Here is a 21,228-nt window from a genome sequence, read left to right as displayed (position 1 = left end):
AGATCAAGAAATGAAAGTAGGCGATCGCGTCCGCGTTATCAAATCTGTGATTGTTTACCACCATCCTGAAAATAAGGGTAAGCCTTTTGATGTCAAGGATCGGGAAGGAGAAGTGGTCTCAATCATTCACGAATGGCAAGGCAGACCCGTCAGCGCCAACCTTCCAGTTTTTGTCCAGTTTGACAAAAAATTTAAAGGTCACTTCCGCGAGGATGAGCTAGAAACTCTAAATTAGGCTCATGGTCAATGGCTCATATTCGCGATTAGCTATGAGCCATTGACCATGAGCCATTGACTATCATCGCCTACCGCGATTAAACCAGCCGAATATATTGATGTCACCCCGCATTCTCTGCAACTCTTGCCGGTTAGCTTCTGCTGTCATGTGATACCACTGGCAGTAACGCTCAAGTTCCTTTCGGTACTCGGCTTCCCGGTAAAAGTCATGAGTCATTTGGTAGGTGGCAAAGATGTCCGCTACGGGGGGAGGTGCTGGAATAAAGTGTGGGAATTCTTTTGGCATTTTTGAAGGTTGGAAGGTTGAAGGTTGGAAAAATAATCGCTTCAAACTACTGTCTAAACTTTTTAAAGCCAGCCTTTAAGGCGATAGATCCCTGTTCCAATGTATTCCTTTAACGCTCTGGTTGACCTGTGTAACCGCTCGGCATCTGGTAAAACATTCAGGATTCGAGCTTGCAGGCTCCTGTTGGATTCGAGAAGGTCGGCTTCTGTCACCAAAAAGTCGGTGGGTGCGGGGATGGCTTGAATTCCCTGACGCTTGAAAATCAGGAGCGATCGCGGCATATGCATTGCCGAAGTCACTAATAATACTCGGCGAATCCCCTGCTTTTCTAAAATTTGCCGCACATTCACCGCATTTTCATAAGTGTTTAAAGAGCTAGGATCTTGAAGAATGGCAGATTTAGGGACGCCTAATGTTTCTAAAATTACAGCCATATCCGCAGATTCCGGTGCCCCACTGCCCCGCCAGTCGATGCGTCCGCCGCTAGCAATCACGACAGGAGCTTTGCCTTCGCGGTATAACTGGGCACCATAGAAGACGCGATCGCCTTCTTCGCTCAAATCTACACTCGGTCGAGGCGGCGAAGCCGATTTCGTAGCACCGCCCAAGATAACAATCGCCTCAGCAGTTGGGAGTTCGGCTGGTGGGAGATTTTGCCATTCTAGCGATCGCAATAACGAGTTCTCCACCCAGCCATTACTCCCCACCAGCAAGGCAATCAATGCCAAAACAATCGGCACCGCCGCCCAACGAGGGCGTTTCCACAGCAACACCAGTGCCACAATCATTAGCACGCAGGCAATTCCCAAGGGATAGATAAATAGCGGTAGCAGTTTTGAGAGAAACAAAAACATAGAACAAGGTAATTAGTAATTGCTATACCATTTCACCTTAAAGCCGCTAAAAATCCATGCCTCGGCGTGTCTATGGACACGCCCAGTACGAGCCAAAATCTAAAATCCAGAATCTAAAATCCAAAATCTAAAAGAGGATAACTTCCTGTCCCCCTTTTGCGCCTCTGCTTTTCATCCCCAGCAGAATCATTCTTCCCGGTTATCTTCTGTGTTGTCTTCCCGGCTATCTTCTGTGTTGTAGGCTGTATTGTTTTGTTGGTTATTTCCTAGGTTGCTCCGGTCGCGACGACCACTTAAGCCACGATATTGTTTTTTGGGTTTACCATAGCGTTTTCGGTTTGCCGAATTATTCCGATTCCGCCCATTGGAACCTTCTTTCGTCTCCTCTGAGCGTACCTGCCGGGGTTCATCTTTGGCTTTTGACCAGGCAACCACCCATGCCCCTGCAAAACCCCCAACCGCCCCTAGAAAGATGCTCAAGGGCACCCGATACCCCAGCATTACAAAGCAAATCAGAAAAAACAACCAGTACTTCAACCCAGCAGAGAACCCACTTGAGAGTCCCAGGGATCTGAACCCATTGCCTTTGTTCGTCATAAGTGTCTGGCTAATCCAAGAGTGGCTAATCGAAGAGTGGTTGAATCCTTCAATTAGCCACTTTTCGATTAGCTATTTAATTGTGACTCCCAATCCTGAGTCGTGTCTAAAGTTTTCACGTAGGCTTGTTCGGATTGAGTAAAAGGTTCAGCAGTGGCTTGTTGCTTCGCTAATAGGTCAACGGTAGCATCAGAAACATCACCAGTACGGGAGGCGAGACGATTCTGGCAAACTTCCATTGGTGCCGTGCAGTGGAGGATTTGCAAAGGGATTTGGTGAGCAGTGGCTTGAGCGATCGCATCTTCTCTCAACTTCTGCCGATCGTACTTCGCATCCAAAATCACCGACCAACCTTGGCTAGTCAGCATTATCCCCAATTCCAACAACCGGCTGTAGGTCTTCTGAGTCATCTCATCGGAATAAAGGTCTGCCCCTCCTGGTTGTTCTAAGGGAACGCCGCCTAAATGTTTCCGCAGCGCATCCGAACGGATGTGAATTGCCCCCAAGCGTCGCGCCTGGAGCCGCGCTACCGTACTCTTTCCAGAACCCGATAGCCCCGACATCAAAAACAGCTTTCCTTGGCGGGAGGAGCCGCTAGAGGAGCCACTAATAGTGGCATACGCTGGGGACGGCGATCGCGTGTATTCCCACGCCAGTTGGTAATATTGGGCAGCAGTGGCGGCGGCTTTTTCCTTATCCGCTGCGGGAACAGCCGGATCGTTCAACAAGAAAGAAGTCACCTTCGCCCGTACATAAGCTTGACGGCTCAAGTACAAAGGCAACACCTGCAACCCCTCCCAATCTCCCATCTGCTCGACATAAGTATTCAAATAGGCATTGCCGAGGTCTGGACGCGATCGCGCATCCATATCCATCACCGCATAGGCAATGTCGAACATGACATCGACAAAGCGAAACGGCTCGTTAAATTCAATGCAATCAAATAGCAGAATCTTGTCTTGCCAGAGACAAATATTTCTCAGATGCAAATCTCCGTGGCATTCCCGAATCCAGTTATTTTGAATTCTGCTTTTAAATAACTTCTCTCGCTCAGCAAAGAACGAGTCTGTATACTGCCTGGTTTCCTCGTAATGTTCCTGAGTTTGCGGCCCACCAATATAGTTTTCAGTTTGCCGATAATTTTCATCAATGGCATCCCGAACTTGAGTTACTTCTCCAAATTTACGAATATAGTCATCTGTGTGCGCTTTTTCATGGAATTTGGCAACAACCCGTCCCAAATCCTCCATGAGTTTTTCCGTCAGCAAGTCTTGCTCAAACAGATTGCTGAATAAGCCATCTTGGGGAAACTGGCGCATTTTCAGCACATATTCCACCGGCTCGCCCGAGCCATTTAAATGAAATTGGTCGTCTGTCTGAGTAATGGGCAAAATTTCTAAATAAATTTCCGACGCACCGCGCTGATTCAGGCGGATTTCTTCATTACAAAAATGCTGCCTTAGCTCTAAGGTTGAATAGTTTAAAAAGCCAAAATTCATCGGCTTTTTAACTTTATAAACCAAATCACCCGTCAACAACACATAAGAAACGTGTGTTTGAATCAGCTCAATTGGTTGCGTCACCGGATGAGGATAAAAACTCGGCTGCAACATCTGCTGAATTAAAGGGGGAAAAGAAGCTTCTGTCATATTTTTTGCGTTCTATAGCGCGATCGCGCATGGCTTCACTAATGTGTCTTTACGGTTAAAAAAAAGCCAGGGGCTTAACCCCTGGTTTTCAAGGCAATGAGAAACAAACTGGCAAAAAGCCATCGTCTCATGCTTCAGATTCAGTTTCCGACTCAGTTTCTTGATCTTCAGCTTGGACTTGAGGTTGGAGGACACTTACAGTCACTTGATCTGGCTCACCAAGCGCTGTCACCCCAGGTGGCAAAACGAGTTCGCCGATATGCAATTTATCTCCAATATGTAAATTAGAGACATCAATCTCAATCGAATCAGGGATGCTTTCGGGCGCACACCGTACCTGAAGTTCGTTGAGTACGGGGTCTAATACGCCGCCTTCTTGCTTAACACCATAGGCTTCTCCTACATAATGCAGGGGCACTTGCACATCCAGATCGCCATGAGCCGCGACCGCAAAAAAGCTGAGGTGATACAGGGAGGTTCTTTTCCAAGGATGCGTCTGCACTTCTTTGAGCAGTGTTTTACCACTCCAAGAAATCTCAGGAATGTTGAGCTGAATCAAGGTGTTATTAACAGAGGCACCTTTGAGTAAGGTTTCAGCCTTTTTGGCTTCCAAAGTCAACTCAATAGATTCAGTTCCTTTGTGCCCGTATAGGACGGCTGGGACTAATCCACTGCGACGAAGGGCATTCGGCTTGCTCCCTTCAGGGCGCTTTTGACATTCAACTGTATGTTCCATCTTCGTTGTTTGTGAGTTGCTAATAGTGACTTGGTAATTGGCATCTTCATGAAAAATTAGAAATTAAAAATTAGAAAATCGTCTTTCTTCAATTTTTAATTTCTAACTTTTAATTTTTTCGCCTATTACCGATGTGATGTTACCGGCGTGCCATTGGCGTGCAATAGCGCCCGCTTGGGTCCGTGGATCGGATCTTCTACTATAATCGTTTGATCGCGGCTAGCACCGAGGGAGACGATCGCAATTGGGACATCCATCAGCTCTGCCAGGAACTTGAGATAATCCAACGCCTGCTGGGGTAAGTCTTCCAGGGTACGGCAGTCAGCAGTGGATTGTTTCCATCCGGGCAGAGTTTTGTAAACCGGCTGACAGCGGGAAAATTGACGAGAGTTGGTGGGGAAGTCTTCGGTGCGATCGCCATCAATTTCGTAGGCGACGCAGACCTTAATTTCCTCTAGTTCGTCGAGAACATCTAGTTTGGTGATCGCGAGACAGTCGAGACCGTTAATTCGCACAGCATAACGACCGATCACCGCATCAAACCATCCACAGCGGCGCTTGCGCCCTGTGGTGGTGCCAAATTCCGCCCCGCGATCGCACAACATTTCTCCGACGCTGCCATTCTGTTCGGTGGGAAACGGCCCTTCTCCTACCCGCGTCGTGTACGCTTTCGCCACCCCAATCACGCGGTCGATCATCGTTGGTCCCACCCCAGCACCCACGCAAGCTCCCCCGGCGACTGGGTTTGAGGAGGTAACGTAAGGATAGGTTCCGTGATCTAAGTCTAAGAGCGTTCCTTGGGCACCCTCAAACAAAACATTGCGCCGTCGCCCAATCGCGTCGTAAATCTTTAGGGAACTATCCACGATATGCGGACGCAAGCGCTCGGCGTACCCCAGGTACTGCTCGATCACGATTTCTGCATCCAGGGGCGGTAAGTTGTAAAGCTTTTCTAAAATGACGTTTTTATAATCGATCGTCCATCGCACCTGTTCGCGCAACCCTTCGGTATCCATCAAGTCTAAAACCCGAATGCCGGTTCGCTCTGACTTATCTGCATAAGTGGGGCCAATCCCGCGTCCGGTGGTACCGATTTTATAGCTACCGCGTCGCTCCTCGGATGCCTGGTCAATTAACCTGTGGTAAGGCATCGTGACGTGGGCATTCTGAGAAATCAGTAGATTACGGGTAGATATCTTCAGAGCTTCTAATTGATCCAGTTCTTCAATCAGAACCTGCGGATCGATGACCGTCCCACAACCAATAATGCACTCGGTGTCCGGATATAAAATTCCAGAGGGAATCAGGTGCAGTTTAAAGGTCTGATCCTCCACCACGACGGTGTGCCCAGCGTTGACACCCCCTTGGTAACGTACTACGACATCTGCTGATTTACTCAGTAAATCAGTTATCTTACCTTTGCCTTCATCGCCCCACTGGGCACCGATCACAACTACGTTAGCCAAGGGTTTATTAAAAGAGCTAGAGTTTTCACAAATTACAATTATTAACAGATGGTGCTACCGCTGTCAACTTCAGATTAACAATTCGCAGCTTCACATCTACAAGGGGCGCACCGCGCACCCTTAGCAACTAACAAGATAACAACTCCACAATTACTGGCAAGAGGTTCCTGTGTCTTTATATGCTGAATTACATCGCCATCTTGGCGGTTCTGTTGTGCCTCGCATTCTTTGGCGGTATTTCCATCGCAGCGATTCTGAGCTGGCTCAACGATTTCCGAATTACCCAGAGTTTGAAGAATTTTACACGCGACCCCGCAACACGCTGGATGAGTATCTAGAACTACATACGCTGGTGGAAAGTACGCAAACGGCAGAAACTTTGCCCTACTTCATTTATCGGCTGATTCGGGGTGCTTATATCTTTGAGAATTTGGCTTATTTGGAGCTGCGATATACACCGTATCTGCGAACGTCCGAGCATTTAAGCCAATCAGAACGAATTGACCAAATGGCGACAATTGTGGATATTGTCGGCAAAGCCAGTCGGGTGCCTGAGTATCCGATTGTAACCAGTCAAATTCTGTGTATGCACTCGCGGCTCCCTTATGAGGTGAACCGGGCGATTGTTGATTTGGCAGCACAGAAGAAGGAGTATGTCTGCGCGGTGGACATGGCGGGAGGAGATGCCCAAATTTCCGAGCGTTTGGATGAGTTTGTCCAATTGTATAAGGATGCGCGATCGCTCGGTGTTAAAACCACGGGTCATCTCTACGAAACCCCTTCTGGCTGTTATCCGGAACTGCTGCCGTATTTGATGCGAATTGGTCACGGCATCCAAATCCCCCTGCAATACCCAGAATTATTACCACAATTGGCTCAACAAAATCAGTGTTTGGAAGTATGTCCTACCACGTACTTAAAAACAGGCACGTTGGAGGATATGCGTCAACTCAAACTGGTGTTTGACCGCTGTTTTGAAGCGGGTGTAGATATTGCCATCTGTACTGATAATGCTGGATTACACAATGTGCGTCTGCCTTTTGAGTATGAGAATCTGCTGACACTGGATATTATTGATTTTGAACAGTTGCAAGCTTGTCAAGAGGCGGCATTCCGTCATGCCTTTGCTTGGCCTTACAGCCAACGTCCGGCATCACTTTTGACAGGATTGCTGCACCCTGCATCCACGAATGTTTTAGCAGCCAGTAGTTAGGACATTAATCGAGAAATCGATAGCAATTCTCATTTGAATTAAATACGGCACAAGAACCTAATTTATTCTTCTTCTCGATGCTGACTTATCTCCAAATCGCTAAAGTCGAGTTGTCAGAAATGAGTGAATTCAATACTTGCGAGTTGGAGGAATCAATGAGTGTTTGAGCTGGCGATAAGCGATCGCGCCGTGTCAGCATCGACCGGCTTCGAGAAGAAATATCCTTGAGCGTATTCACATTGAAGCGATCGCAGTTGAGCCAGTTGCTCTACGGTTTCCACACCCTCTGCGATCGCATTCATTCCCAGATTGTGAGCCAGCATCACGATTGTCCGGACAATCTCCAGACTCTCATTATCCCCTGCCATCTGGGTGACGAAAGATCGGTCAATTTTCAGCTTATCGATTGGAAACCGCCGCAGGTAACTTAAGGATGAATAACCTGTTCCGAAGTCATCCATATACAACTGAACGCCCAGCTTTCTCAGTCGCCAAAGCATCGCTGATGCAGATTCAACATTTTCCATAATGGCGCTTTCAGTAATTTCTAGTTTTAAGCTGCTAGCATCCACGCCAGTTTCCGCGAAAATCTCAGCGATGCGTTCCACTAAATCTGGTTGAGAAAACTGTTTACCTGAAAGATTTACGCTGATACTCAAAGGGATAGAACTCGGAAATTGCGTCTGCCATTCGCGCAATTTGGTACAAGCTTCGCGCAGTACCCACCAGCCAATCCGAGTAATCAATCCGGTTTCTTCTGCAACCGGAATAAACTCTCCCGGAGAAACGAGACCGCGTTCTGGATGTTGCCAACGTAACAGCGCTTCAAAACTAACAACCTGGTTAGTTTGCAGAGATACAATCGGTTGATAGTGAAGGAGAAATTCTCCCCGTTCAGTCGCTCTTTGCAAATCAGTTTCTAACTGAAGCAGCGCCACTGCACGGGCGTGCATATTTTTATCAAAGACCTCATAACGAGCCTTTCCTAGTGCCTTCGCTCGATACATGGCGATATCGGCATCGCGCAGGAGATCCTCTGGCTGGTCATAACCCGCATAGTCGGGGTAAGAAGACCCCGCCCCTACAGCAATGCCAATACTGGCGGTAGTAAATACTTCATGCCCGTCTAAATTTAACGGCAAGGTTAGTTCCTGATGGATGCGATCGGCAACGTGGGTAGCATCGCCGATCCCATTGATATTTTCCAGCAGAATCGCAAACTCATCTCCACCCAGACGCGCTACCGTATCGCCGTGGCGAAGGCTTTTTTCTAAGCGTTTAGCGATCGCTATCAGCATTTGGTCGCCGACAATATGCCCAAGACTGTCGTTGACATTTTTAAATCGGTCAAGATCCAAAAACAGGACGGCAAATAAATAATTCTCAGAATGCTTTGCCCGTTCTAGCGCCCGATGCAAGCGCTCCATGAACAAAGCTCGGTTAGGCAAATCCGTGAGAACATCATAAAACGCATTGTGCAGCAGTTGCTCTTCCGCTTGCTTGCGCTCTGTAATATCCATTTGAATGCCGACAAAATGAGTCACAACGCCCTCGCTGTTGTAAATTGGCGAGACATTTAACTCATTCCAAAACGGGGTGCCATCTTTACGGTAGTTGCGTAAAATTACACTCGAAGTTTTTCCCAACCGCAGCGCCGTCCGCAGTTCCTGTAACCCTGATTGATTGATGTCCTCTCCTTGCAGAAAACGGCAGTTTCGTCCGGTGACTTCCGTCGCCGTATAACCTGTAATCCGTTCAAAAGCCGGATTCACATAGATAACAGGTAAATCGGGCAGTCTGGCGTCAACGATGACAATTCCATTACTACTAGCAGCGATCGCGCGATCGCGCAATCGGGAAGTTTCCTCGACCCGCTGGCGTTCTGTCACATCCCGAATCACCAACACCCAATTGCTCGTTCCTAAACCTGCCTTGGCGATCAACGGTTGAGCAACGACTTCAAAAACTTGGCGCTGTACCCCCTCCAGCACAACCTCATGGCAAAACTTCCCCTCGCTGGGTGGCTGTAGCAGCATCTCCAAAGACTGCTCTCCTAAAGAAGTCACAATATTGCTCGGACTAGAACTCTGATTTTGGAGGAGTGCCAGATACTTCCAAGCCGCCTGGTTTGCCAGAACAATCCGCTGATTGGCATCCAGTAGCAGCACTCCCTCCGGCAAATTTTCTACCAAGCTCTCTAAATGCTGTTGTTCGGCAGCCAGCAGCGTCCGCAAGCGCTGGATAGAGACCGAAGCCTGGTTCGCCACTGTGTACAACAATCGTACCTGCTCTTCAGTAAATGCTCCCTCCGCTTGAGCCGCTACGAATAGCAGTCCCACCACTTGGTTGCCTTCAGAATTAATAATCGGAACTTGGAAAGACGAACCAATACTGCGAATGGGCGATCGCGTTTCATCAAATCCCTGTGGCTCTATCGTTGTAATTGGGCATTGCTCTGCCTCTAGTTGAGTATTTTTCCCCCTCATGCGGACAAAAGTTTTGAGCAGCCGCTGTTGAATTTCCTCCTGAACTTCCGGCGCGAGGGTGCAATTCGGTTGTATGAAAACATGGCACAAGTCCTCAGTCATCAAGATGCTCGCTGAGACATCATGAGGCACGGCACGATGCAGGTGTGCCAACATCAGTCGCACTAATTCTTCGTAGTTTAAGGTGTAACCCAGTTGCCAAAAAAGCTCGTACAGCATCTCCAAAGTGCGGAAGCGCATCTGACTCGCCTCCAACTCCCGTGCCTGCTGTTCCAAAGCACTGACCAAACGCTGTCGCTCCATCACGGACTCTATATACTTCAACTCGGAGCCATCCACGGGTTGCAAGGCCCGATAATCCTGAATTTCTATTGGATCTATCTTTAGGAGGAGGTCTTCCTCATCGATTTTTTTCAACATAATACGAGGATTTTTATAATTTCAGCAAAAATTTTAAGGAAAGCAGCAAAGCTACAAGCAGATAGTCCTCAAGCAAGTAAGAAACAGCGTCAAGGGCGCTCTTTACTAGATGCGAAGAAAGCGATCGCCAGTCCGCCAACTTACTGGAAATCTTGGCTAGCAATAGATGCAGCCAAAAATCCCAGAATTTAGCAGACAGCCTTGGCGTTGTCTTTACGGAATAACTCCCCGATCGCGATATTTATCCTGGCAGGTACTCCCTTAGCGCTTTCCGGGATAGCCTACCAAAGGCTTTTTATTGATTTTGGCGCTTCAACAATCTGACCACGGTCAATTTGTCTAATGATATTGTTCCCTGTTTTGTAGTATTCGTCGATACACTACGTCAAGAATGGGGGTTTCTACCCATACCGGAGTTGATTGGGTTGGGCGACAGGTATACAACCTTTCCAGTCCTCTTTGTCGTTACCCGTAAGAAAGCGCTCTTACTAAAAGCAACCCGATATCAATTCAAATGTCTCCGTAGAAGCCTTCTTGGACGCTAATACCCTTGCCTTGGCGAATCGTGTAGGGATAGGGGCGGGTGTCAGCGTGAGTGCCTCTAGATTTACGGACTTGAAGTACCCGAAAACCTTGCCCCGTCTGCCCCATCTCCCCCCAGTTCGGAACGTATACATCCAAAACGACATCGTAACTATTGAGCAGGCTGTAAAGAATGCTCTCATTGAGTGTTTTGGGGAGAATCGTGTCAAATAATGCCACATCCAGTTGCCGCAGCAGACGGTTCTTGCGTTCGATGAAGGCAATCAACTCATCCGGAGCATACTGGACAGCAAGCGGGGTGAGAGAATCTGTAATCAACCGACAGGGTTTGGGCATTGCCCGTAGGTGACGCTCGATATCGTAGAGAAAGCGTTCCATATCAGTCAGGTCAATATATTCTTCGCTAGAGAAAGGATGAGTATCTAAAATACGCAGGTGTTGCGATCGCAAATAGGACTCGATCTCGACTCCGAACACTTCCATTTGTTGGCGTAGCAAGTAGCTAGGAGCCTCTGTAGCAATGAAAAGAGCGCTTTCCCCTCGTTGCAATCCCTCAATGGCAAACTGCTGGGCAAGCGTCGTCTTACCGACTCCCTGTTCCCCGCGCACCAACCAAGCAGAACCGTAGAAAATGCCCTCCCGCGCGATCGCATTTAACGGCGAGAAAGCCAGTAGCGGCGGTGTCTTCATTCCGCTAGTTTTCTGCTCAGTCGGTGTCAGATATAACACCTCAATCCCCTGATGGGTAATTTCCATCCGGTAGCGACCCGGCACATGGTCAGCGGCACGCATTTTGTAAACTTCAATGTAGCGTCGGCGCTGAAGACCATTTACATCTGTGGAAAGAACAATCGTGCCATCCACTACGGTTTCTTCCACCCCAAAGCGAGAAAGGCGGTTCACCTCGCCTGCGGGAATATTCGAGATCAGGAAACCCACCGCACCAACGCGCTGCACTAGCGTAGACAATTGGAAAGTTTTTTCCCGCTGTACTGCCAAATCTTTCACTTTGTGCAGGAAGACAGAAAAAGAATCGACGACAAAGCGTGAAGGCTGGAAACTGGCGATTTCCTGAGCCATGTACTCTAAGTGTTCCTCGACCCGAATCTCCGTCTGCGGAATAAAAATGATCCGTAACAAGCCTTTAGCTTCCAAATCTTTAGGGTTCCAGCCGAAACCCTCAGCCATTCGGAACAAGCGATCGCGCGTTTCCTCAAAAGAAAACAGCAGTCCCTTCTCTCCCTGAAGAGCGCCATTAACTAGAAACTGCATGGCAAGCGTCGTCTTACCCGTTCCAGAGACGCCAGAAAGGAGGATAGAACGCCCCTGCGGGATGCCGCCCCGAAGAATGCTATCGAGTCCAGTAATTCCTGTCGATGCCGTCTCGCTCTCCCGCTCCAAACTTGTCTCCCGACGTTTGAGCGTCAGCATCGAACCCAAAACCCGAACCCCCCCATCTGTGAGCGCAAACGGGTAAGGCACCATCTCCGTCGCTCGACCGCGCATTTTATATACCTGGAGAAAACGCTGCTGTTCCCCCTCCTGGAGTGCAATGTTCAGATAAACAATGCCATCAGCTACCGCAAACTCTGCCCCTTCGCCAATATCCGAGCGGTCATACTCCCCTAATAAAAAGGCGGTACACCGCGCACTCGCTAGACGAACGGAGAGGTCATAACAGAAACGACGAAAATCACTCACGTCGTCAGACAAATCGCGGATGGCTTTAAAGGAATCAATCGCCAGAATTTCCGGTTGGTGTTTTTCTACCCTGGCGAGAATCTCGTCAGCTAATTCGGTCAGGGAATGCTCGCGGATAAAAGGCCCGATATCCTGAAAAAGTACCTGTTCCCCAAAAACTTCTACATCAAAGAAGCTGAAGCACTGCATATAGCGCACCACCTTCAACGTCGGCTCCGAAAGGGTTGTCAGGTAAAGAACTTTGGCAGTGCTGTGATTCCGGATGTGGTTAAAGAGCATTTGCTGCACCAGGATTGTCTTACCTGTCCCCGGTTGTCCAGCAACAATATTTAGTGAATAAACAGGGATGCCTCCGCCCATTACGGCGTCTAAGTTGGGAACACCTGTCGGCATTAGTTTAATATTGCTCATCCCTCAGCCCTTTTCCAGTTGTTGTTTTAACTGCTGCACGAGGGGTTCCACCTTCCGCAACAGAATTCCACCCGTTAAATCGATTAGTAGAGCCATTACGTTATCAGTAAAAGCCATCAGTCCGGCTCGGACGGCTGTACGCTCGAAGGCATCCAAATTGTTCTTCAGTTGCTTAAGGCAAATTCCATTGCTATCGATATTAATTTCTTGGCATAGCGGATGGTCGCGACTTGCTTCTAAGAGGGCACTCCGAAAAACAGCAACCGTCGCCGTCTCGCCAATTAAACCGACAATGCGTTCCCACAGCCGCTCTAAAAGTTCGCTAAAGATGTCTAAAGTCTCCTGTTTGCCTGCTTCTAGCATCTCTGCTTGGGCTTGACGCAGTGTTGTCTTTTGGCTATCTTCATCCGTGGATTCTGTCATCTCCAACCTTCTCACGGCTCCTGTTCGCCGACGCCAGACTCTCAAGTAGACTCCTGTTCAGTCTGCTTGAGAGTCTACAGAACCCTAGCCTGGTGGCGTTTTTGTAAAACTTACCGTGCTTGTTATTACTGGTTTCTACCATAGTCCTCACCGCTAGGGTTAATTTAACGGTGATTTCTTTATTTTATGCTCAAAATTCTATCGGAAATGGCAACTGGCGGTGGTTGTGGGGCTGGCTTTGCCTGAGTAAGGAGAGGTAGAAACCCCTCAATTTCCTACTTCTCAGGAGAATTGAGGAGCTTCTCAGTAAATCTGCTCAATTGAGATGCGCTTGATTGGTGGAATTAGATGGCTTGAATCCACTCTTTGACATCGTATTCAGTCCAGATGCCGTTTTGCCAGTAGGGGTCAGCTTCAATTAACTGGCGCACGGCGGCTTCATCTTCCGCCTCATAGATGCCGAAGACTTTAGTGATGTCCTTCGTCGGGCCAATCGTCATCAGAATACCCGCTTCTTTTTGGGCAGCAAGACCGTCTAGATGCGCTTGCCGGTAAGGCGATCGCTTTTCTAAAACATCTTCGCAATAGCTTCCCCACATTACGTATTTAGGCATGGTTAATAGCAGTAAAGTTTTGAGTTTTGAGTTTTGAGGGTTAAATCAACATTCAACCCTCAAAACTTTATTTAACTTCTCAGATTAACGCCGAATTTTTCGACGAGAGCTTCGCGGACTTTTTGATGCACTGGCTCGACATCTTCATCGGTAAGCGTGCGATCGCTTGCTCTGTAAACTAAGCGGAACGCTAAGCTGCGCTGTCCTTCTGGGACATTTTTACCTTGATATTCATCAAACAACTCGACGGATTCTAGTAGGGATGTCCCCTTGTGTTTGTCTGCAATGGCAGCTTTCGCGATCGCTCGTTTCAAGTCTGAGACAGAAACCTGAATCGAGGCGAACAAAGCCAAATCTCGGCTGGATGCGGGGAAGGTAGAGTAAGGCTTGAACAGAGGCGTCCGGTTTTCCTCTGCATCCAGGTAATCTAAAACCACATCCAAATCCAACTCGAAGACGTAGACTTCATCCGGCAAGTCCCGTTCTTGGCGGAGTTGCGGGTGGAGTTGCCCAAACGTTCCTAATCGGTTTCCCTGCACCCATAAAGACGCCGTGCGTCCAGGATGCAGCCGTGGATCGCGGCGGTCTGGTTGATATTCGACTGGCAGGCTGAGTTGCTCAAATACACTTTGCAACACTCCTTTGGCTTCAAACCAAGTCATCGGTTGTGGCTTTCCTCCCCGCGTCCAAGTGCCTTGGGTAAAGGTGTCGCCTCCTAAAATTCCAGCAACGGAATCAGCTTCGATCAGTCCATCCTCTTCCCGCCAGAAGATCCGACCCATTTCAAACCCGTTCAAGGGGCCGTTACCTTGTTCTAAGTTGTACTGGAAGGAGTCAATCAAAGCGGAGATTAGCTCAGTTCGCAGAGACGAATATTCTGCAAACATGGGATTTGCGATCGCGACTTCTGTATCGTTCTTAGTTTTCGCGACTGAGTAAGAGTAGTGCATAACTTCTGTCAATCCGGCTGCGCGGAATGCTTCCCGCATCTGACGCATCAGCATCTGATCGACCGAAAGATACCCAGGTTCAGTCTTGTCGGGTAGGGTATCGCAGAATTTGTTATAGCCGTAGAGGCGAGCTACTTCTTCAATGAGATCGATTTCTCGCTCCAAGTCTCGGTAGCGATAAGGCGGTACTTTCACCGTCCACTTCAGGGATTCCGAAGGCTGAAGCTTAGAATCTTCTCGATCCGTCCGCATTCCACCTTCATCCTGCTTCGTCACTGGCTGTAGCTGACACCCTAGTGCCGTTAGGATGCGCTCAACATCTTCAGCGTGAACTTCCCCTGTAGTTTCAGTCTCTCCCATCTCTACCGGGCCTAAAACGTGATTTACCCGGTCTAGACGCAGTTCAATCGAACGACTCCAAGTTGAGGGGTCGGGTCTTGTGTCGGCAATTTCTTGTGCTACGGGAGTGCCCCCTGCAAACTCCGAGAGCAGCGCGATCGCTCGTTGACAAGCAATTCCCAATTCTGCCTGATTGACGCCCCGCTCGTAGCGCCCAGAGGCTTCTGTCCTTAAGTTTTGGCTGCGTGCCGACCGGCGGATTGCCACCGGGTCAAACAAAGCGGCTTCTAAAATTAAATTTTCAGTCCCTTCATACACTTCGGTTTCTTCACCGCCCATGACTCCAGCGAGTGCTACTGGTTGGTCGTTGGCAGTAATCAGCAGATTTTGCGGTTGCAAGGTACGGGTTTGACCGTCCAGGGTTTTGAGGGATTCCCCTGTATTGGCAAAGCGTACCCCGATCTGTAGCGGTGAGGTTCCCCCGCCACCACTTGCCACGGATTGCAAGCGATCGCGGTCAAAGGCGTGGAGCGGCTGACCCCATTCCAGCAAAATATAGTTGGTAATATCTACCACGTTATTGATGGGTCGGACTCCAGCGGCTTGTAATCGCCCCTGCAACCATGTCGGAGAAGGCGCAATTTTGACCTTTTCGATGACCGTCCCCATATAAGCCGGACAAGCTTGACCCGAAGCAATTCGCAACTTCAGACCGCCATTCCCCTTCGGGATTGACACTTCTGGCGCTTGTGGAAGTCGCAGGGCGGCACCCGTCAGCGCCGAGACTTCCCGTGCAACGCCAACCATACTCAAAGCATCAGCACGATTCGCGGTAGATGTCAAGTCTAAAATTACATCATCTAAGCCTAGGAGCGATCGCACATCGCTACCCAGTTGAAGATTTTCTTGCCCAAAAATATGAATTCCTGCGGACTCTTTTGCTAAACCTAATTCCGCTAAAGAGCAAATCATCCCCTCGGAAGGAACCCCCCGGAGTTTAGCCGGTTTAATTTTCAGGTCAACAGCAGGCAAATAAGTCCCGATGGTGGCGATAGGCACATAAATATCTGCTCTGGCATTGGATGCCCCACAGACAATATTCAAGGGAGACGCTGCCCCTACATCGACCGTACACACCCTGAGTTTATCTGCATTCGGATGGGGTTGAATCTCTAGAACTTTCCCGACCACCACCCCATCCGCCCAAGTGCGGCGGTCTTCAATATCTTCTACTTCAAACCCAGCCATTGTTAGCGTGTGCGCCAACTCCGCCGGAGTCATCGTCAAGTCAACCAATTCTTGTAGCCAGTTCAGAGAAATACGCATTTACGCTTAAGCTTTTACTTACCTCAGCCCGATCATTTTACCGTTTTGTACAGCTGAAGCATTCCGGCGACGAGTGGGGAAAGCCAAAGATAGAAATGCCCGCAGACGCAGCCTTCTAGGAGGGCCTTCGGGGAGGGTGAGTGCGATCGCTTCTCCAGGTGAGCGTGTTGCTTAGCACCATCCCCCTCAGCTTCTTTGCTCCTTTGTTCTGCTGTTCTGCCAGAATTTTGCCCTCACTTCCAGATGGCATGAGTGTTTTAGGGGTAACACCAATCACATCTAGCGCTTCTGGATGTGCTATCAAAGATATGGAAACAATTTTTGTGCTTAATCCCGACCCGCTTCTTCTGTTCGCTAGTTGTTTGATTACAATTTAATACCGTCTCTAACTGCAATGTTTGAGAAAAATCTTGGCAGTTGCAGGAGTACATCGTTTTTCAATTCTTTAAGCAAAGATTAATCGTCTTTAGCAACTCTTTAAAGAATTGTCCGTAAATGTACCATGCTTATTGTTTATTAATGCCTCGATAATTTAAGTTAGGGTAGCAATATCCGGTTTCAGCATCCCGGTGAGTCTGAATGAGCTACTGCCTCAATCCCGCCTGTCCAAATCCGCAAAACCACGACCACGCCGAAGTTTGTCGGTCCTGTGGCTCAGAACTCCTATTACGAAAGCGCTATCGAGTCAGTCAAGCGCTGGGGCAAGGAGGTTTTGGAGCGACCTTTTTAGCTGAGGATGAGTCTTTGCCTGGGGAGCCAAGTTGCGTAATCAAGCAACTAAGACCAGCAACGACTGTAGCCCACGTTTTACAAATGGCACGCGAGCTATTTGAACGAGAAGCCAGAACCTTGGGGAAAATCGGCAATCATCCCCAAGTGCCACGGCTGCTGGATTACTTTGAAGACAACCAGCAGTTTTACTTAGTGCAGGAGTATATCAGCGGCTTGACGCTACAGCAGGAGGTTAAAGGATCGGGACCTCTAAGCGAAGCTGGTGTCAAGCAATTCTTAAGCGAAATTTTGCCCGTCCTGCACTACATCCACAGCCAGCAGGTGATTCACCGGGACATTAAACCCGCCAACTTGATTCGCCGCGAACAAGACCGCAAACTGGTTCTGATTGACTTTGGAGCAGTGAAAAACCAAGTCAGTCCGACAACGGCAAACAGTAGCTCCGAGCAAACCGCTTTGACGGCTTACGCAATTGGAACACCCGGATTTGCCCCGCCCGAACAGATGGCAATGCGCCCGGTTTATGCTAGCGATCTGTATGCATTGGGGGTCACTTGCGTTTATCTGCTGACTGGAAAATCGCCAAAAGACTTAGATTACAACCCGTCAACGGGCGAAATGCTCTGGCGAAAGCAACTTCAGATCAGCGATCATTTTGCCGATGTTCTCAAGAAATTGCTAGAGGTTTCGGTTCGTCATCGCTATCAGTCTGCTGAGGAAGTGTTGAGAGCGCTTGACCTTGAACCGTATCTCGACAGCTTGGAGCAAGGCTTAACGACTAAACCCAATAGCTCCCAGCGACAACCACAAACAGGCAATCGCTACACCAACTCTGGAGACTTAAGCAGTCCAACGCTTTCCTCAGCCCCTTCGACTGGCACTTCCGCCTCAGAACGTCTGGCGATGGCAATTCGAGCACGTCGAGAAAAGTTAGGCATGACCGGACCGCAAACCGGGGGAAGTATGTATAAACCAAGTCCTGCTACCGGCTCTGGTTATCCGCCGACGATGCTCAAAAATAGCGGTTCTAACGGCAATGCTAAGTCAAAACTTCCTCCCAAGTTGGATGCTGTTGGCGTGTTAACTGCCTACACCAAAGGTAGACGAGACTTTGCCTCTCAAGATTTAAGCTCGCTGAACCTGCAACGGGTTAACCTATCAGGAGGCATTTTTCATCAGGCTAAGTTAGCTAAAACCAACCTTCAGGGCGCTGACTTGTCTAGTGCCGATTTTGGCAGGGCGAATTTAGTTGGGGCAATTCTGAAGGAGGCAAATTTGGGCAGGGCTTACTTCAGCACGGCAAATTTGGAAGGAGCTGACCTACGCGGTGCAGATTTGAGCTTTGCCTATCTCAATCATGCGAATCTCCGAGGTGCAAATTTGTGTGGCGCTAATCTCACGGGGGCAAAAGTTAGCGAGGAACAGCTATCGCAGGCAAAAACGAATTGGGCAACCGTTTTACCCACTGGCAAAAGAGGTTTTTGGTAATTGGAAGGAACTAAGCGCAATAAGTTTTGAGTACGAAGAGAGTTCTGTAATTCAAAACTCAAAACTTTAAAGTTTTTACCAATGACTCTTTGGGTTAACCAATTGGTAAAACTTGCACCGGATCTCCAGATGCAATGAAGGTTTGACCTGCTGGTAAAACAGCCAGACCATTAGTTTGAGCAAGATTAATTAAATTACCGGAACTGTGACTACCGCCAGCCAAATGAAATTCATAAGCACCGTTTACTAAATTCATTTTGCCCCAAAGGTAACTTTCTCGTTTACCGTCTGAACGCAAATTGTGATGCGATCGCGCTTGTACAAACTTTGGCTCCCAGCCATCAGCTAGACCAGCAAGTTTTCTCACGGCTGGCTGCACAAATCGCCAAAAACTCACCAAGGAAGAAACTGGATTTCCCGGTAGACCAAAGTATAGAATCGGACGCTGGGCGTTGGGAAATCTGGCGACGGTTAAAGGTTTACCGGGTTTAACCGCAACAGCACGGATATGAATCTCAGCACCGAGTTGGGCAAGAATTTCATCCACATAATCGTAGTCGCCTACGGAAACGCCGCCAGAAGAAATGACCACGTCAGCGGTAGCGATGGCTTGCGCGATCGCTTTCTTGAGTGCCTCTGGTTCATCCCTGACAATCCCCAGCATCTGAGGTTCTGCGCCCGTCTGTGCCACTAATGCAGCGAGGGCGTATTGATTGGAGTCCACGATCTGACCGGGCTTCAGGGGTCGATCCGGTGTCACCAATTCGTCGCCAGTGGACAGAATTGCCACGCGAGGGCGTCGGTAAACGGGCAATTGAGTACACTGAGCCGCTGCTAAAATAGCGATTTCCGGAGCATTGAGTCTAATTCCCCCTGGCAAAAGGGCAGTTCCCGCCTGGTAAAAAGCTGCCCGGTGACGCACAAAGGCTCCTAATTCTGCTGGCGCAGCGAAGATAAACACTTGCTTTTCCTCCCGCCGCGTCACTTCCTGCATCACTACAGTATCAGCGCCCTCTGGCATCACCGCACCTGTCAAAATGCGGGCGGTTTGCCCAGTTTGGAGCGATCGCTGCGGTTGATATCCGGCTGGAATCTCTTCTACAATTTCCAGCACCACTGGCTGTTCGGCGCTAGCTCCCTGCACATCGGCAAATTGCACCGCATACCCATCCATTGCTGAATTCGTCCAGTGGGGAAAATCCAACTCGCTCGTCACCGCAGCCGCTAGAATCCGACCATTGGCACCAGAGAGGTCTACAACCTCAGCATCCATCTGGTTATCTAGAGGTTGCACTAAATCGAAAATGATTGCCTCTGCTTCTTTAACCAACAGCATCGCCATCAATCCAGCCTCTTCTCAAGAATTGTCTAAAAAAATGTCAGTTAGTAGAGACGCTGATTCATCGCCTCTACAGGTTAGTTGCATTGCCTAGCGGCTCTTTTAACCAAGATATCGGTGAGTCGCTTTTGTCTATCCAATGAAACCCGCCGATGCCAGTTAGTTGGTGGGCACTGTTTGGAGAGCCGTACCCCTAGAGTCGTCGCTATCAACACATTCACGGACAACAGACAAAAAGCGGTTAGGTGAAAGCTTAATATGGAAATAGACCGTCGGAAAAGCTATTTTTCATGCGTAACGAACTGACCAACCGCCGATTACCTAAGGTGCCAATTGAGCGACGGTGTATTGCTTTTGCGATTGATTTTCTAATTATTTGGCTCTTTAGCTTGCCCTTTGGGGCAAATACTCCGGGTATCCCGATTGCACAAATCTTAGTTTTCATTATCGCATGGCTAGCTGGGCGAGTGCTTCTGGTTGCGCGAAATCAGGGACAGAGTGTGGGACGCTGGGCTTTGGATATGAAAGTCGTCGATCCCAAATACCGCAAAACTCCTGGGCTTTTTGAGTTATGCAAGCGCGAAGGGATTCTGGGATTCGCTGCTGTTTTGGCGATGGTGGGACTGACCATTGGGGTGTCGAACGGGGTCTCTTTACTGCTGCTGATCAGCCCTCTAGCAGTGGATTGTGGAGTGGCTTTTGCAGATGCTGAGTGGCAACAAGCTTTTCACGATCGCGTTGGGCGAACTTGTATCGTGCAGACGCGCCGAGGTTATTCTTTAGATATCCGCGTCAAAAAATTACTTGCTCAAGTGACTCGTCGTATGAAATAATATTGGTTTGTGTTTAATTTTGTCCTCTTGAATTTTGTAGAAATAGCATTATGGCAAGTAAGAAGGGGGCGCGCCTGATTGTGACGTTGGAATGCACCGACTGTCGCACCAACATCGCCAAGCGATCGCCGGGTGTTTCCCGATACACAACCACCAAGAACCGCCGGAACACGACGGCGCGGATTGAACTGAAAAAGTTTTGCACCCACTGCAACCAACATACCGTCCACAAAGAAATTAAGTAATCATCAGTCCTGAGTCATTAGTTTTGATTAATGACCAATGACTGCTGAGTGCTGAGTGCTGACAATTAACAACGAATCACCAACGATGACTTACTTCCGTCGCCGCCTTTCCCCAATTAAACCTGACGAACCTATCGACTACAAAGATGTCGATTTGTTGCGGAAATTTATTACAGAGCGGGGTAAAATACTGCCTCGCCGAATTACAGGTTTAACAGCAAAGCAACAACGAGATTTAACCGTAGCAATTAAGCGGGCACGCCTTTTAGCTCTGTTGCCCTTTATTAACCCTGAAGGTTAACTCAATTTTGGATTGGGGATGGGTGGATTTTGGACTTAG

General features: G+C 48.7%; 18 protein-coding genes. 6 read left to right on the top strand and 12 right to left on the bottom strand.

Features of this window, described 5'->3' with window-relative positions; translation table 11 throughout:
* Window positions 1–10: 10 nt before the first annotated feature.
* The gene (locus NDI34_RS13385) at window positions 11–235 is read left to right on the top strand and encodes a ferredoxin-thioredoxin reductase variable chain (protein ID WP_190412587.1); all 225 of its coding nucleotides are present in this window, start codon (window positions 11–13) and stop codon (window positions 233–235) included.
* 63 nt (window positions 236–298) lie between these two features.
* Here NDI34_RS13385 and NDI34_RS13380 read toward each other — a convergent pair whose 3' ends face one another.
* The 6 genes from NDI34_RS13380 to NDI34_RS13355 all read right to left on the bottom strand — a co-directional run bounded on the left by NDI34_RS13380 (window position 299) and on the right by NDI34_RS13355 (window position 5,825).
* Window positions 299–523 (bottom strand): hypothetical protein, encoded by a 225-nt coding sequence (locus NDI34_RS13380; RefSeq protein ID WP_190534657.1) that lies wholly within the window; start codon window positions 521–523, stop codon window positions 299–301.
* Between the two features lie 62 nt (window positions 524–585).
* A complete protein-coding gene (locus NDI34_RS13375; protein WP_348232893.1) occupies window positions 586–1,377 on the bottom strand; it encodes an ElyC/SanA/YdcF family protein in 792 nt (263 codons plus the stop codon).
* 186 nt (window positions 1,378–1,563) lie between these two features.
* The gene (locus NDI34_RS13370) at window positions 1,564–1,863 is read right to left on the bottom strand and encodes a hypothetical protein (RefSeq protein ID WP_348232892.1); all 300 of its coding nucleotides are present in this window, start codon (window positions 1,861–1,863) and stop codon (window positions 1,564–1,566) included.
* 179 nt (window positions 1,864–2,042) lie between these two features.
* The gene (locus NDI34_RS13365) at window positions 2,043–3,623 is read right to left on the bottom strand and encodes an AAA family ATPase (RefSeq protein WP_348232891.1); all 1,581 of its coding nucleotides are present in this window, start codon (window positions 3,621–3,623) and stop codon (window positions 2,043–2,045) included.
* 127 nt (window positions 3,624–3,750) lie between these two features.
* Window positions 3,751–4,359, bottom strand: a complete 609-nt coding sequence (locus NDI34_RS13360) for a 50S ribosomal protein L25/general stress protein Ctc (protein WP_190412582.1) — start codon at window positions 4,357–4,359, stop codon at window positions 3,751–3,753.
* A gap of 125 nt (window positions 4,360–4,484) precedes the next feature.
* Window positions 4,485–5,825, bottom strand: coding sequence for an adenylosuccinate synthase (locus tag NDI34_RS13355; protein ID WP_190412581.1), 1,341 nt, complete (start codon window positions 5,823–5,825; stop codon window positions 4,485–4,487).
* A gap of 169 nt (window positions 5,826–5,994) precedes the next feature.
* Between NDI34_RS13355 and NDI34_RS13350 the strand changes: the two genes are divergently transcribed.
* A complete protein-coding gene (locus NDI34_RS13350) occupies window positions 5,995–7,038 on the top strand; it encodes an adenosine deaminase (protein WP_348232890.1) in 1,044 nt (347 codons plus the stop codon).
* Between the two features lie 152 nt (window positions 7,039–7,190).
* Here NDI34_RS13350 and NDI34_RS13345 read toward each other — a convergent pair whose 3' ends face one another.
* The 5 genes from NDI34_RS13345 to pheT all read right to left on the bottom strand — a co-directional run bounded on the left by NDI34_RS13345 (window position 7,191) and on the right by pheT (window position 16,251).
* Window positions 7,191–9,944 (bottom strand): EAL domain-containing protein, encoded by a 2,754-nt coding sequence (locus NDI34_RS13345; protein WP_348232889.1) that lies wholly within the window; start codon window positions 9,942–9,944, stop codon window positions 7,191–7,193.
* Between the two features lie 510 nt (window positions 9,945–10,454).
* Window positions 10,455–12,599: an ATPase domain-containing protein gene (locus tag NDI34_RS13340; RefSeq protein WP_348232888.1), complete on the bottom strand. Its 2,145-nt coding sequence runs from the start codon at window positions 12,597–12,599 to the stop codon at window positions 10,455–10,457.
* Between the two features lie 3 nt (window positions 12,600–12,602).
* Window positions 12,603–13,022 (bottom strand): hypothetical protein, encoded by a 420-nt coding sequence (locus tag NDI34_RS13335; protein WP_190436898.1) that lies wholly within the window; start codon window positions 13,020–13,022, stop codon window positions 12,603–12,605.
* Between the two features lie 344 nt (window positions 13,023–13,366).
* A complete protein-coding gene (locus NDI34_RS13330) occupies window positions 13,367–13,636 on the bottom strand; it encodes a YciI family protein (protein WP_190412575.1) in 270 nt (89 codons plus the stop codon).
* A gap of 71 nt (window positions 13,637–13,707) precedes the next feature.
* Window positions 13,708–16,251 carry a phenylalanine--tRNA ligase subunit beta gene (gene pheT / locus NDI34_RS13325; protein WP_348232887.1) on the bottom strand — a complete coding sequence of 848 codons (2,544 nt, stop codon included), beginning with the start codon at window positions 16,249–16,251 and terminating at the stop codon, window positions 13,708–13,710.
* 579 nt (window positions 16,252–16,830) lie between these two features.
* Between pheT and NDI34_RS13320 the strand changes: the two genes are divergently transcribed.
* Window positions 16,831–18,471 (top strand): serine/threonine-protein kinase, encoded by a 1,641-nt coding sequence (locus NDI34_RS13320; RefSeq protein ID WP_190985020.1) that lies wholly within the window; start codon window positions 16,831–16,833, stop codon window positions 18,469–18,471.
* Between the two features lie 94 nt (window positions 18,472–18,565).
* Here NDI34_RS13320 and glp read toward each other — a convergent pair whose 3' ends face one another.
* Window positions 18,566–19,807 carry a gephyrin-like molybdotransferase Glp gene (gene glp / locus NDI34_RS13315; RefSeq protein ID WP_348232908.1) on the bottom strand — a complete coding sequence of 414 codons (1,242 nt, stop codon included), beginning with the start codon at window positions 19,805–19,807 and terminating at the stop codon, window positions 18,566–18,568.
* A 293-nt stretch (window positions 19,808–20,100) separates the two neighbouring features.
* Here glp and NDI34_RS13310 point away from each other — a divergent pair, with 293 nt between their 5' ends.
* From NDI34_RS13310 to rpsR, 3 genes are all read left to right on the top strand, one after another.
* Entirely contained in the window at window positions 20,101–20,643 is a 543-nt protein-coding gene (locus NDI34_RS13310; protein ID WP_190412571.1) for an RDD family protein, read from the top strand.
* A 50-nt stretch (window positions 20,644–20,693) separates the two neighbouring features.
* Window positions 20,694–20,888, top strand: coding sequence for a 50S ribosomal protein L33 (gene rpmG, locus NDI34_RS13305; RefSeq protein WP_190412570.1), 195 nt, complete (start codon window positions 20,694–20,696; stop codon window positions 20,886–20,888).
* Window positions 20,889–20,973: 85 nt separating this feature from the next.
* Window positions 20,974–21,189, top strand: coding sequence for a 30S ribosomal protein S18 (gene rpsR, locus NDI34_RS13300; protein WP_190412875.1), 216 nt, complete (start codon window positions 20,974–20,976; stop codon window positions 21,187–21,189).
* Window positions 21,190–21,228 lie beyond the last annotated feature (39 nt).

Source organism: Trichocoleus sp. DQ-U1 (genome assembly GCF_039961925.1).
Lineage (GTDB): Bacteria > Cyanobacteriota > Cyanobacteriia > Cyanobacteriales > FACHB-T130 > FACHB-T130.
Note: the sequence above shows the minus strand (reverse complement) of the source record. Positions and strands in the feature narration are given on the sequence as shown.